This window comes from Secundilactobacillus paracollinoides DSM 15502 = JCM 11969, from assembly GCF_001311135.1.
GTDB lineage: Bacteria > Bacillota > Bacilli > Lactobacillales > Lactobacillaceae > Secundilactobacillus > Secundilactobacillus paracollinoides.
This window is the reverse complement of sequence record NZ_BBAG01000001.1, coordinates 261,689-274,822: the sequence shown is the minus strand read 5'-3', so window position 1 is coordinate 274,822 and position 13,134 is coordinate 261,689. Positions and strand designations below refer to the sequence as shown.

13 protein-coding genes and 1 pseudogene are annotated in these 13,134 nt (G+C 44.5%); 2 read left to right on the top strand and 12 right to left on the bottom strand.

Annotation, left to right across the window (positions count from 1 at the left end):
• Positions 1 to 140 precede the first annotated feature (140 nt).
• Positions 141 to 749: a TetR/AcrR family transcriptional regulator gene (locus JCM11969_RS01320; RefSeq protein ID WP_054707260.1), complete on the top strand. Its 609-nt coding sequence runs from the start codon at positions 141 to 143 to the stop codon at positions 747 to 749.
• A 66-nt stretch (positions 750 to 815) separates the two neighbouring features.
• Here JCM11969_RS01320 and JCM11969_RS01315 read toward each other — a convergent pair whose 3' ends face one another.
• The 11 genes and pseudogenes from JCM11969_RS01315 to JCM11969_RS01270 all read right to left on the bottom strand — a co-directional run bounded on the left by JCM11969_RS01315 (position 816) and on the right by JCM11969_RS01270 (position 12,045).
• Positions 816 to 2,132, bottom strand: coding sequence for an aryl-sulfate sulfotransferase (locus JCM11969_RS01315; RefSeq protein ID WP_054707257.1), 1,317 nt, complete (start codon positions 2,130 to 2,132; stop codon positions 816 to 818).
• A 12-nt stretch (positions 2,133 to 2,144) separates the two neighbouring features.
• Positions 2,145 to 3,386: an aryl-sulfate sulfotransferase gene (locus tag JCM11969_RS01310; RefSeq protein ID WP_054707254.1), complete on the bottom strand. Its 1,242-nt coding sequence runs from the start codon at positions 3,384 to 3,386 to the stop codon at positions 2,145 to 2,147.
• A gap of 30 nt (positions 3,387 to 3,416) precedes the next feature.
• A complete protein-coding gene (locus tag JCM11969_RS01305) occupies positions 3,417 to 4,430 on the bottom strand; it encodes an ABC transporter substrate-binding protein (RefSeq protein WP_054707251.1) in 1,014 nt (337 codons plus the stop codon).
• A gap of 21 nt (positions 4,431 to 4,451) precedes the next feature.
• Positions 4,452 to 5,285 (bottom strand): ABC transporter permease, encoded by an 834-nt coding sequence (locus tag JCM11969_RS01300; RefSeq protein WP_054707248.1) that lies wholly within the window; start codon positions 5,283 to 5,285, stop codon positions 4,452 to 4,454.
• A 51-nt stretch (positions 5,286 to 5,336) separates the two neighbouring features.
• A complete protein-coding gene (locus tag JCM11969_RS18425) occupies positions 5,337 to 5,582 on the bottom strand; it encodes a hypothetical protein (RefSeq protein WP_225353070.1) in 246 nt (81 codons plus the stop codon).
• Positions 5,567 to 6,130, bottom strand: coding sequence for an ABC transporter ATP-binding protein (locus JCM11969_RS01295; RefSeq protein WP_225353069.1), 564 nt, complete (start codon positions 6,128 to 6,130; stop codon positions 5,567 to 5,569). The genes JCM11969_RS18425 and JCM11969_RS01295 overlap by 16 nt, the downstream gene beginning before the upstream one ends.
• Positions 6,131 to 6,633: 503 nt before the next feature.
• On the bottom strand, positions 6,634 to 7,296 hold the full coding sequence (locus tag JCM11969_RS01290) for a TetR/AcrR family transcriptional regulator (protein WP_054707245.1): 663 nt from the start codon (positions 7,294 to 7,296) through the stop codon (positions 6,634 to 6,636).
• Between the two features lie 15 nt (positions 7,297 to 7,311).
• Complete coding sequence (locus tag JCM11969_RS01285; protein WP_054707242.1) at positions 7,312 to 8,934, bottom strand: ABC transporter permease; 1,623 nt, start codon at positions 8,932 to 8,934, stop codon at positions 7,312 to 7,314.
• Positions 8,921 to 9,845: pseudogene (locus JCM11969_RS01280) on the bottom strand (ABC transporter ATP-binding protein). Before JCM11969_RS01280 ends, JCM11969_RS01285 begins: the two are co-directional and overlap by 14 nt.
• 372 nt (positions 9,846 to 10,217) lie before the next feature.
• Complete coding sequence (locus tag JCM11969_RS01275; RefSeq protein ID WP_054707237.1) at positions 10,218 to 11,066, bottom strand: aldo/keto reductase; 849 nt, start codon at positions 11,064 to 11,066, stop codon at positions 10,218 to 10,220.
• A 130-nt stretch (positions 11,067 to 11,196) separates the two neighbouring features.
• Positions 11,197 to 12,045 (bottom strand): aldo/keto reductase, encoded by an 849-nt coding sequence (locus tag JCM11969_RS01270; RefSeq protein ID WP_054707234.1) that lies wholly within the window; start codon positions 12,043 to 12,045, stop codon positions 11,197 to 11,199.
• A gap of 147 nt (positions 12,046 to 12,192) precedes the next feature.
• Between JCM11969_RS01270 and JCM11969_RS01265 the strand changes: the two genes are divergently transcribed.
• On the top strand, positions 12,193 to 12,756 hold the full coding sequence (locus JCM11969_RS01265) for a sugar O-acetyltransferase (RefSeq protein ID WP_054707231.1): 564 nt from the start codon (positions 12,193 to 12,195) through the stop codon (positions 12,754 to 12,756).
• Positions 12,757 to 12,836: 80 nt separating this feature from the next.
• Here JCM11969_RS01265 and JCM11969_RS01260 read toward each other — a convergent pair whose 3' ends face one another.
• The gene (locus JCM11969_RS01260) at positions 12,837 to 13,040 is read right to left on the bottom strand and encodes a hypothetical protein (RefSeq protein ID WP_225353068.1); all 204 of its coding nucleotides are present in this window, start codon (positions 13,038 to 13,040) and stop codon (positions 12,837 to 12,839) included.
• Between the last annotated feature and the right edge of the window lie 94 nt (positions 13,041 to 13,134).

Sequence of the window (13,134 nt, the reverse complement as noted above, 5' to 3'; positions counted from 1 at the left end):
TATACTAGTATAGTTACTGAATGAAACCTATACTAGTATAGTCACGTGACAACGTCAATCAAAAAATGATATGATGCTTGTTGAAACCTCATAAAACTGGGCGACCAAGGCATATTATTTTTTTCAAAGGAGGTTATGTTGTGACCACAGAACCATTAAAAAAACAAATTTTAGCCGTCAGTCTGCCCCTGTTTATTGAACACGGGTATAAAAAAGTCACCTATAAACAGATTGCTGACGCGGTCGGCATCAGTAAGTCATTATTGCAGTACCACTACCCACAAAAGAGCCAACTCATGGAAGACTTGATGAACGTGAACTTCAATCAGTGGCTTAAAACGATTCCAGAGGGTGAGCTATATACGCGACTGACAGCCTTTTTACTGATGTTCTTTGATTTCATCTCAGCCAATAAGGCCGTCAATGGGTTGATGACCGAGATCATCGCCAACAACGAGCTGTTTAATGCATTTATGACCTTCTTTAGTAAGTGGCTGACGGACAACAATTTTGTGCAGCGAGACGACAATAAGGTAAAGGCGGCGTTGTTATTTGCAATCAGCGGCGGCTTGCAGTTGTACCGGTTTAAGGACAGTTTGATGGTGCCGGTTGAACAAGTCACGCAAACGATTATGAGCACCTTGTTGAACATTGTCGGCAAGTCGAGTCAGCTGATCGATACGACATTTAAGAATGCGGAGAATTTGTATCAGCAACTGCGACCTGAGGGCTGGCAGTTGGTCTACTAAGTCAAATGGGCAATAAAAACCGTAGCGAGTAATTTCGCTACGGTTTTTCGGCGCTCTATTCTTGTGTTATACGTGATAGTCGGCTGGTTCAATTTGTTGAATTTCAGTTTCCTGTGGATCTGTTACTTGTGGTACCCATTCATATGGGACTCGATAGGCGCGATAAGTCATGTTTAATGTTTTGCCTTCAAAAGCTTCATAGTATGGATTTATATATTCCCAAACAGTTTTATGTTGAGGTGTAACCTCAAATATTCGACCGTCAGATCCCTCTGTGATGAGTGTGTTTCCGTTTGGTAATCTTTGCGCGGCACTGATATACGGACTGAAGAAACGAGTATTGTCATTTTCACCAGCGTCTTCAGCAGTGTATTGCCATTTAATATCTAAAGTAGTCGGATCAGTTTCCAGGATTCGTGAATAATCGCGACGTTCACTTTGAGTACCATGTTCAGACACACCGTTAACAGCACCATATCCTGCCCAGCCACCATTGTCAAACATAAGCAAATTGCCTTCTCCTGGTAAACCTTTTGGAATCATGTGAAAGTGGTGTTGGCCAATAATTTGACCCAACGAAAGTTCGTCAAAGTTTGGTCCAATTCGCCAAACGATTTCACCAGTCTTCTTACTTGTAATTGCGAGAATATTTGCATTGCGTGAATCCCAAATAATATTGTCGGGGTTAAAACGCTCGTCACCATTATCGTACCACCGATTGGGACCTAATGTTGAGAGACAGTTAATGTGTAGCCAATCCCCCATTCCTCCTCCAGCAGGTACCATGCTAGGATCGCGGAAAAGCACATTTTTCTGAGTTTCATTGAACCCTAATTCATTGAAGTGATCGCTAGCCCGCCACTGCCAGAGTGTGTTTCCCGACCAATCAACTTCGACAAATTTATCATCAAGAAGGCGTTTGTCGGTTATGTTGTGATTGTACAGGTTTTCATGCGTCAATATTAGGGTATTTCCTCCCTCTGTTTGAGGTATCATACCAGGTGCGTAATAACCGGTTGTTGATCCTTCCCGTTCAAAGTCATGGTGTTGGCGGGCCATCCTGGTTGGCTTTTGACCTGGGTCGGTGACTTCTTCTGTCTGATCATATCGCCAAACTATGTTGCCGTCCCAATCAACCTGGACGAGATCCAGTTCATCTTGATAGCCCTGTTTAATATCACGTTCTCCAGTAGATCCAAGGACGTAACCACCGGGCAAGATCTTATTTGGAAATCCGGACAAGCCCGCCCATAGTTGAACTTCGTTACCGTCCATATCGATCAGAAGTGCGCCTTTAGCAGAAGGGAAAATGGTTAAGCCATTATAAAATCTTTTTGGATCATATATTGTGGTGCCGGTTGGATAAATTCTTGGATAGCCCATTTACAGTACCTCCTAATTTTGACTAGCGTTACCAAAAGTGACAACGCAGAAGTCATGTTCTGATGTTTTCGTTAGATTTTGTTTGGCATGCGGGTCGCGAACTGCTTTTAGCCGGTGCGGGTCGACGCCATCAACTACGGTGACCTTACCAGTATTAGCTCCATTTGGCGCCCCCGGGACACGTAGGTTTGTTACATTGAGTTGTGCCACTGGGGTTTCTTTAGGTTTTGATAAGTCTATTTGATCATATGGTATCCGAGTCATCCATTCAACGCGATTAGTCTTGTCACCTTTATTACCCCTGAAAAAGACGGGATTTAAATACTCCCATACCGTATCACAATCAGATGTAACTTCGAATATTCGTCCAATAATTCCCTCACAGATAATAGTATTGCCGTTTTTTAGTCGCTGGACTTTACCGAATGCCGGACTGTAAAATTTATACGAATCGAGAGGTTGAACATTACCTGCTTCTTCAGGTGTGTACTGCCACTCAATCGTCATCGTCCGTGGATTGATTTCTAATATCCTCGAATATTCTCTATGTTGATTGTCGATACCATCCGGAGACAACCCATTAACAGCACCAAAGCCAGCTGCACCACCCTGATCAAAAATAAGTATGTTTCCGGCTCCTGGCAGTCGATTGTCAATCAACTGAGCATCAGTTGGATTAATAAGCCAATCGAATTGTTGATCTCCAGAAAACTTGTCATACGTGGGCCCGAGCTTCCAAACTATCTGTCCAGTTTGATGACTAATAATAACGACTACGTTTGCATTTGGTGCACTAAAGATGATATTTTCAGGATCGAAGCGATCATCACCGCCATCAAACCATATATTCTTTCCTAAACGGGCAACGTGTTCTATTTTAAGCCATGGTTTTTGCCACCCTAAGCGGTTATTTTGCTCAATGAGTCGATAAATAGCGTTCTCTGCTGTGGTATTAAAACCAAGTTCAGTAAAGTGATTGCTAGCTAACCAGTACCATTGCGTACCACCTTGATTATCTTTAATTATAATTTGGCTATCTAGGACTGGTAAGCTACTAAGTTGTGACCTTGATACTAATCTTGTCTCAACGATAATCTTTCCCTTTTTTGCCCTCGCAGGTTTGGTCACTACTACCTCACCATTCATGTCGATGAAATCTATTTTGCCATTTCTTGTGATTACGGTGTAGCCATTGTTTGCTTTTTCGGGATTATAAACGGTTGTTCCCGTTGGATAAACTGTTGGAAAACCCATGAAAAAGTCTCCTTTCAAGAGTTGGATTAATTAGTTGTCAGTTACGGTAGCACTCGAAATAGCTTTCTTTAATATTGATGTATCGATATAATCATTCACATCATAGTTATGCTTGAGATCACCGCTTTTTGAGAGATAATTATAAATTTCTTTGAGATCGGTGACTGTTGATTTGCTAAAGTCGATGCTAAAATCTGTGCTTTTAAAAACCTGAAGAACTGTGTTTTTAGGAACATTCAGTTTTTCTGAAACGACAGTTGCTGCCATTTTAGGATGCTTATTGACTAAATTGACAGCGTCATTAATTGCTTTCAGATACGCTTCTGCAGCCTTAGGGTGCTTTTTCAAAAATGAGTTGTTTGAAATTGCAAAGGCTAAGGTTGGCGACGTTACCTTTGATTGAGTCGTTAACACCTTAAACTTGCCGGTTTTTGCCAATTTAGCAGCATCTTGACCAGATGCCCATACGGCCGAAGCCTTGCCGGATTTCATAAGTGCCAACCCTTCCTGTCCTGTTTCAACCGACACCAGGTTAACTTGACTGGACTTTAAGCCTGCTTTAGCCAACGTTTTAGCGACCCAGTATTCAGTTACAGTTCCCTTATTAGTCAAAACCGTCTTACCTTTCAAATCAGATAAGGCATTAATTCCTTTCGCCACGTAAAGTTTTACGTTACTCCCGCTGGAACTTGACAGCTTTGCAAACATTTTAAGACCACTCTTGCTTGAACCACCAAATCGGTTCAACGCTGCAAAATCAGCAACATATCCGATATCAAGTTGACCAGTGGTGATAGCGTTCACAGATTCAATTCCAGATGAGAATGTAGACGTTTTAACTTTGATTCCGTATTTGCTGAAGTACCCCTCTTTTTGTGCAATAGCAGCCAAATACTGCCCGTCAGAGTTTGTCATCAGACCTAAACGAATGGTGGTCTTACCGGAATTAGATGAAGAATTAGTGCTTTTAAGACCAAGCACAGCACCAACAATCATCCCGATAATGACCATGATACTGGCAATCCAAATAATGATTTTTTTCAAGACAATAAACGCTCCCTTTAATTATTTTATGATTCGCTGTTTGTCAGAAATGCCGTATTTTCGGAGCGCAACGTTGCCAAATAATCTCAAAATCATATCCGAGATATAGCCAAGAAAACCCAGAATAAAAATACCAACAAAAATCCAGTCTGTTCTGTAATAAAGCCTTGACGTGTAAATTAAATAACCAATTCCATTTTGTGCCGCGAGCATTTCAGCTGCAACAATGGCAATGATTGCGCCACCTAGACCCAGTCGAACACCTGTAAAAATACTGGGAATGGACGATGGAATAACGACACTATAAAAAATTTGAAATTTTGAAGCGCCTTGGGATTGTGCAGACTCAATTTTTAGCGGGTCAACTGCAACAACACCAGTAATCGTATTGATAATGATGGGAAACATTGTCGCGTAAATGATTAACGTCACTTTTGAAACTTCACCAACGCCGAACCATAACAGAAACAGTGTCAAAAATCCGATAGCAGGAACAAATCGAAAAAAGTTGATTAGTGGTTCAATCAACCAGCGGACAATTTTGAATTGACCAACGACTAGTCCTAATGGTACAGCGATAATGGTGCCAATTAACCACCCACAAACTATTCTGAAAAGACTAACGAGAAGATCACTTTGCAGAGTTCCAGTTTTAATTAATTCTTCAGCGCCCGATAGAGTTTTCAGCGGTGTTGATAGAAAACTGTTGCCCATCATATTCGCGGCAATTTGCCATACTACAAGAAGTAACAGCCACGCTAGTAATCCACGTTGCGCAAAAAACGCCAGGGCATTTTTTAATTTTGAGCTATCCTCATCTTCAATTTGGCGACTTACCTTTTTTACTTTATGCAATGAATGTGTTATTGAGACCGGTTCTTTTTGAAGGCTTGGCGTTTACTGTTTTCATTTTGCTGGTCCTCCTACTTCAAAGTAGTCATTAATCCTATTCACTAATTGTTCACTTTCATTTGAGTATAAGTTTCTTGGATAAGATTGATCGACAGAAACTGTAATTGAAATACGTGATTCCGGTGACTTAGAAAAGATACTAATTTTCTGACCAAGATACGCTGCTTCTTGAATGTCATGGGTTACAAATAGAATCGTTTTCCCTGTTTTTTCCCAAATGTTGATCAATTCGTTTTGCATAATTCGTCTTGTTTGGGCATCCAAAGCACCAAAGGTTCATCTAGAATTAGGATGCTAGGATTGTTCGCAATACTTCGGGCAATTTGAACACGTTGCTTCATCCCTCCTGATAATTCATATGGATATTTATCTGCGTGTTCTTCTAAGCCAACCAACTTTAAACTATGATGAATAATTGGCTGACGTTTTTTTTCAGAAACGTGCTGCATCTTCATGCCATAACCAATGTTTTCTTGAACGGTTAACCAAGGAAAGATTGCTGTTTCTGCATCTTGAAATACGACACCTCGATCACTACCAGGCTTAGTCACTTCATGGCCATTGACGAGCACCTGGCCACTTGTTTTAGGAAGAAAGCCGGCTATGATGTTTAAAAGGGTTGATTTACCACATCCGCTTTGACCAAGAAAAACGTGAAATTCGCCAGTAGGAATTGTTAAATTGATGTCTTTTAAAACCAATGGCGATATCGATTTTGATTGGAATAGCTTGGTTGCTGACTGGTAGCGTTTGGAAACATGTTTAAGTTCGATACTATTTTCGTTCACTTAATTCACCTCGTTTTAGACTTATTGTCTGTTCGACTCACATCGTTAACTCATTGAGCAACAACTTGACTCTAATGCTGACTCGACAAATTATAGCGCGACAAATCATTAAAAATAATCAAATTTGCTACCTAGCAATCAGTCAATCAACTCAGACCGTGATTTAGTGTCTATAACCAGCGATAAGATTTACCCATCACGCATGAAAACAACTTAATGTTTTCTTTTGCTTTTTAGGTTGCGTTAAGATTCAACATTTTTCAAAATGAGCAAAATTTTGAGTGCTTTGTACCCTTTAAAGTGAAAGGTTGCCGTTGGTATTCAGTTAAACTGAAAAATAGAAAGACTAAAAGATAATTTTTCAACATGGTTAGAACCGATATGTGTTTTTGACAATATTTTATTAAAAGATTCCATTTGCAGACCATTTCTTGAATTATTGAATTTATTTTAAAAATAGAACACAAAAACGTAGCGAGTAATTTCGCTACGGTTTTTGTGTTCTATTCAGCTAAAAATCCATGTTCCAAAACATCGATATACCCCAGTGATTCTTGAACTAACCATTCCAAATCATCCACTTTGACGTCTGGATGGTCCGTCATATAGGCCTGTGCCTTGTCTGAGATGAGGTTCGCCATCATCAGAAATAGTCCCCTGACAGTTTCCAGACTAACCCCTTCACGCAGGGTCATGCGATCGAGCACCGGCCCCGCCAGATCTGTGGTGGCCATTTTCATTTCGCCATCCAATAGGCCCTGCAGTTTTGCTGCCAATGCTTCGGGAAATTTGTTTGTGCCGCCATATAGCGCAAGTGAAAATGCGAAGTCGTCTTGATAATCCAGCTGCATTTTGATTTTATATCGCATCGCGCGCTCGATCATCACCTTGAGGTTGGGCGCTGACTGCCAAACGTTGAAGTCAGCTGCCCGATTCATCCTCGCCAGCGACCACTTCGACACCTCGTAATACAGGTTGGCTTTGTTGCCGAAATAGTGAAATAACAACCCCTTCGACACCTGTGCCTCACTGGCAATCACATCCGTTTTGGCGTTGCGAAACCCGGCCTGCGCAAATTCGTGCAGCGCACTGGTCAGGATACGATCCACCTTTTCGGGGTCCTTTGGAATCTCGCCCTTCACTGCTGCTTTTGGTCGTGCTGCCACGGTCACCGCTCCTTTCTAATTCATCGTCAAGTCACGGCGCCGGTAGCACCCGTAACCAATCATCAACAAGATGATTCCTAAAACAGTCATCCAGCTAAAGGTCGTCCAATTGACTGCATGGCTGGGAACTGAGTTGACCCAACCGTATGGTGAAATGCGTTGCGCCCATTTTGGCAGGTCAAGCAACGCGCCAATGTACAGTGAGAAGACCCCGTAGATCGGTAAGATCCAAACGACCGACTGGACCTTTGGCAGCGCCCCAACTAAAACGGCCGCGATACCGCAGACAACTAACAAGGCTGGCCAAAAGCCGACGAAACCACGCATGAGCTGGCCGACCGAAACTGGCATGTACGCCATGGACTGCTGTCCCGCAAACGCCATGCCGTAGATGGCGAGCGCGAAGCTGACAGTGCCCACTGCCAAGGCATGCCCAGTATAGGTGATAAATAACCGCAACCGTGACACTGGTTTAGCATGGACGGCTTCCAAGTAGCCCTTCTTGTCGTCGGTGTTGAGCTTCAACAGCGTCATCAGCGGTGGAATCGACGCCACGACCACGAAAATGATCGTCAGCTTATTTGCCAGTCCCAGAATGATGGTCTTATTGGCACTCTTAACCGCCGCGCTGCCAAGCAGTTGGCCCAGCGTTGGATTCGTTTTGACCAGATCCCCCACCGTACCAAAGATTGAGCCGTAACTTGCCCCAAACAGCGCTAACCCAATGAGCCAGATGGCTGTGCTAACCCGGTCCAACCGCATAAGCAGTGTAATGGGTCCGCGCAACCACACGCTGGCAGTCTTGCGGCCGTTTCTCGGAGCAACTATTCCGGCACCAATGTCGCGCCGAACGGCCACGAGCACGGTGACAATCAGCATGACCACGCTCAGAATAAGCATCATCCAGACGGGTGTCCAGTCGTTACCGGTGTAGAGTTTCATTTTTTCGATCCAGCCAAAAATGGTCCACCACGTGTACTTGGGGTTTTGCACATCCGTCCCCATTCGGGCGATGAACAGCACCGCGAGGAAAATATAACTCAGAATCGTGGCACTCCGCCCGTTGTTGACGATTTGACTAAAGAAGAGCGCGAATACGCCAAACATGAATCCGAAAGCAGCCAGACCAAGGCCAAACAGCCAGTTACCAGCGGCGTTTGCGCCACTCATCCCAGCAAATTGAAGCACCAACGCCTCAAGCACGCCGGCGCCAAGGTTAATGAAAACGAGTTCGCCGATTGCGGCCACTAATGGACTTTGCCGGCCAACCGCATGCGCCAGCAACAGTTCCGTTGTGCCGTCATCTTCTTGCATCCGGGTGGCGTGCACCGCGAAGTACAGGTTCATCATGGCGGCAAACAGTCCCATAAACACCATCATTTCGGCGCCATACACCATGGCGACAGTGTACGGCTTTGTTCCGGTAAATGGGCCTAATAGTGAAACCATCGCCGGTGTCTTTAACGTTGTGATAATGGAGTTCATGGCTTTGGTGGTCCCATACATGCCATCAAATTTTACAGCAGCTGCGGTCATGAGGCCGATCAGTGCGATCCACCAATACACGATCTTTAACCAGTCATGCCGTAAATTAAGTCTGAGTAAGGCACCAGTTCCTGTCAGTTTACTTGCTGTCATGACCGTCACCCGCTTCACTGTTGTCCTGGTTGTAGTACCGCAAGAAGAGATCTTCAAGGGTCGGCGGCGTGCTCTGCAGCTGGAGGATACCCAGTTGTCCAAGCGCCGTCATAACCGAACCGACGTGCTCTGAATCAACTGAGAAGATCGCTTGGGTAGCCGTTTTTTCATCAAAACTATGCACACCGGTCATGTTGGCAACGGCCGCAAGCGGCTGGCTAGTCGTGACGGTGATGGTGCTCCGGCTCAGCTGGCGCATCTCACTCAAACTGCCGATCTCAATGATCTCACCCTTACGGATGATGGCGATGCGGTCACACATTCGTTCCACTTCACTTAAAATATGCGATGACAGCAGTACACTTTTACCAACAGTTTTTAACGCTAAAACCTGTTTTTGGAAGACCTCTTCCATCAGCGGATCCAGCCCACTAGTCGGTTCATCGAAAATGTAAAAGTCGGCATCACTCGAAAACGCCGCAACGAGCGCCACTTTTTGCCGATTCCCCTTGGAATAAGTTCGCGCTTTCTTCGATACATCCAATTCAAAGTCCTTGATCAACGCATCCGTCTTCGCAGAATGTTGCTGCCCATTCAGCCGCAGCAACAAATCAATCACCTCGCCCCCCAGTCAGGTTGGGCCAAAGATAAACGTCGCCGGGCACGTAGGCAATCCGTTTATGAATCGCAACGGCATCCTGCCAGACGTCCATGCCAAAGATCTGCGCCGACCCCTTCGTTGGCCGTAAGATTCCCAGCAGTGTTCGAATCGTCGTTGACTTGCCGGCCCCGTTTGGCCCGATAAACCCAAAAACTTCCCCCGCATGAATCGTCATGGTAATGTTCTTTAAAGCTTGGAACTTCCCGAACTTCTTTTCTAGATGGTCCACTGTTAAAATGTCACTCATCATTCTCACCCCTCAGCGATACCGTTAATTCGCGGTATCTGTCTTGATGGCTAAAGTATAGAATGGCTGAACTTGCCAGTCAATGACTATCGAGTCAATGGAAGTCAAGATGAAAAGAACGCGGTTGTAGGCGTTTGACCTGAGAGAAATTCTGAGTCAATGAAATGATGAGTGGGGACTGAAACTACTTCTTCCGGGAGTCTTGCTACGACTAGGCAAGTTAGAGACTTGGGGTACTCTTTCTCTGTCATGTAGCGGAAATGAGTTCCGAAAAACTGAGACCGGCCACGTAAGAGCAGCTAGTGAAAAATCCAGGCCCAGGATTTTCCACTAGCTGCTCTTACGTTCTGGTCTCACCCGTTTTTCTCCACTCTCTTATTTTTGTGTAGGATTATGGAAATGAGTCGGCGCAGCATCCTGAATAGCGTTTAACTTAGCCATATCATCGTCGCTGATCGTAAAGTCTAATTCAGCGTTGGCTTCAATGTGCGCTTCTGAGGTTGACTTAGGCAGCGGCAGTAAGCCATTTTGAATCACAAACCGGAGTGCCAGTTGTGGTACAGAAACACTGTACTGGTCGGCTAAACTGGTCATGGTTGGGTTGGTCAGCAAATCACCGGTGGCCAGTGGTGAGTAAGCTTCAACCAAGATGCCATTATCCTGCGCAAATTTCGTATTTTCAGGCTGCGTAAAGCCTGCATAGTACTGAATTTGGTCGACGGCGGGCACAATTTCAGTGTTGTCCAGCAAGTTTTTAACATCATGGGCATCGAAGTTAGAGATCCCGATGCTCTTGATCTTACCGGTCTGATAGAGTTTTTCCAGTTCTTTCCAAACGGCCACGTTTTCCTTATCGAAGCGCGTGCCGATTTGGCTCCATGGCCACGGCGCATGGATCAGGTACAAGTCCAGATAGTCGGTGTCGAGATTACTGAGTGTCGTGTTGAAATAGTCAGCAACCTGGCTGGCATCCTTAACCTCACCAGGTAATTTTGAGGCCAGAAAGATGTCTTCCCGGGCGATGCCAGAATCGTTAATGGCCTTGCCGACACTCTTTTCGTTGCCATAGACGTAGGCGGTATCGATATGCCGGTAGCCTGCCTTTAACGCGTTAGCGACGGCGTTATACGCGGTGTCGCCATCGGGGATCTGCCAGGTACCAAACCCGACTTTAGGAATCTTAACGCCGTTGTTGAGGGTGAACGTTTCAGTTAAAATACTCATTTGAACATCTCCTTAATTGATTACAAGGATAAGCTTACGACCTTGAGTAGGGTCTAAGTCAACTAGTTTGCTTTGAAATTTAAAGCTGACTGTCCTTCCATTTTGGTCTCAAACTTTTTCCTTCAATTATTTATTTTTCCGTTGCGTTATGGTAATGGGTCGGTGCCGTGTCCTGCATTGCATTTAAGGTCGTCATGTCAGCATCACTGATGGTAAAGTCTAATTCAGTGTTGGCTTCAATGTGAGTCTTTGAGGTTGCCTTGGGCAGCGGCAAGACACCGTTTTGAATGACGAACCGAAGTGCCAGTTGGGGTACTGAAACGGTGTACTGCTTGGCTAAACTGGTCATGGTTGGATTGTTTAACAGATCATCGGTTGCTAGTGGTGAGTAGGCTTCAACCAAAATGCCGTTGTCTTGCGCAAATTTTGTATTTTCAGGCTGGGTAAACCCAGCATAATACATGATTTGATTGACCGCTGGAACGATTTCGGCGTTGTCTAACAGATTCTTAACATCATGCGCATCGAAATTTGAAATTCCGATACTCTTGATTTTGCCAGTCTTATACAGTTTTTCCAGTTCTTTCCAAACAGCGAGGTTTTCCTGATCAAAACGGGTACCAACCTGATTCAGTGGCCAAGGCGCATGGATCAAGTAGAGGTCCAGATAGTCGGTGTCGAGATTGCTGAGTGTCTCATTGAAGTAGTCAGCAACTTGACCGGCATTCTTGACCTCAGCGGGCAATTTTGAGGTCAGGTAGATATCTTCACGCGCGATACCAGATTCGTTAATGGCCTTCCCAACACTTTTTTCATTGCGGTAGACGTAGGCGGTATCGATATGCCGGTAGCCCAACTTTAGCGCATTCGAAACAGCGTTATACGCGGTGTCGCCATCGGGAATCTGCCAGGTACCAAACCCGACTTTAGGAATTTTAATGCCGTTGTTGAGGGTGAATGTTTCGGTTAAAAGACTCATTTAAACATCTCCTTAATTGATTACAAGGATTAGCCTACGACCTTGAGTGGGCTCTAAGTCACTAGTTTGCTTTAAAGTTTAAAACTAACAGGCGTTTGACTTAGACGCTACTCTAAGTTCTAAAATAATCATGAAAGGATGGATGACATGAAATCTGAATTAGAGAAGCTGAATAATGGTGACTGGTACTATTTTTTAGACAGTGCAGTTGTTGCGCGTAAAGCCCGTGCCGCACAACTTTGCCAGGACTTTAATGCCCTCCCTGCAACAGACGCGGCAGCCCAAACTGCAAAAATTCGTGACTTGTTTGGTACAGCGGGTACAAGACTGTCCGTCCAAGCCCCTTTTCATTGCGATTACGGCAAAAACATTCACGTTGGCGATGATTTTCTGAGTAACTATAATCTGACTATTTTGGATATCGCACCTGTCACTATGGGAAACCACGTCATGATTGGACCAAACGTCGGTATCTATACTGTCAATCATCCAATGACTGCCAGTGGGCGTCGAGAATACAAAGCCAAGGCTTTACCGATTACAATTGGCAACGATGTTTGGCTTGGAGGCAACGTTGTTATCTTGCCAGGTGTAACGATTGGCAATAATGTCGTAGTCGCTGCTGGCGCTGTTGTGAATAGTGATGTACCAGATAACACATTGATGGCTGGTGTCCCTGCTAAGCCTATCAAGTCACTTTCTGAATTCTAAACGTGTACTTATACCTCAAAGTAAAACAAAAAAGTCTAGAAATCTCATAAAGGTTTCTAGACTTTTTTGCTTTTTCATGATTAATAGCTCAACGCCGAGTTATCCAACAACCACCCATTATCGATCAACTGGTGGTACTTCTTGCCCATCGGCACCCAGAGTTTTGCTTTCAGGATACTGCGGACTTCTTCCCAGAAAAGCGGGTCCTGTTTCTCGGTTGGCGAAACGTTGACTTCAACCAGCGACCCGGTTTCGGTGCGGGCTTTAATAACGGGGTAAGTCACTTCAATGATTTGTGCTGCGGTAACGTTTTTAGTTCTTTATTTTGGTCGATTAACATGGTAAGACACTCCTTTTTTTAATGACGATAGCGTGTCG

What these genes read in the sequence shown, in the direction of transcription:
- JCM11969_RS01265 (WP_054707231.1), top strand. Translation starts at nt 12,193, where the DNA reads ATGAAATCTGAATTAGAGAAGCTGAATAATGGTGACTGGTACTATTTT.
- JCM11969_RS01310 (WP_054707254.1), bottom strand. Translation starts at nt 3,386, where the DNA reads ATGGGTTTTCCAACAGTTTATCCAACGGGAACAACCGTTTATAATCCC.
- JCM11969_RS01270 (WP_054707234.1), bottom strand. Translation starts at nt 12,045, where the DNA reads ATGAGTCTTTTAACCGAAACATTCACCCTCAACAACGGCATTAAAATT.
- JCM11969_RS01315 (WP_054707257.1), bottom strand. Translation starts at nt 2,132, where the DNA reads ATGGGCTATCCAAGAATTTATCCAACCGGCACCACAATATATGATCCA.
- JCM11969_RS01285 (WP_054707242.1), bottom strand. Translation starts at nt 8,934, where the DNA reads ATGACAGCAAGTAAACTGACAGGAACTGGTGCCTTACTCAGACTTAAT.
- JCM11969_RS01275 (WP_054707237.1), bottom strand. Translation starts at nt 11,066, where the DNA reads ATGAGTATTTTAACTGAAACGTTCACCCTCAACAACGGCGTTAAGATT.
- JCM11969_RS18425 (WP_225353070.1), bottom strand. Translation starts at nt 5,582, where the DNA reads ATGCAAAACGAATTGATCAACATTTGGGAAAAAACAGGGAAAACGATT.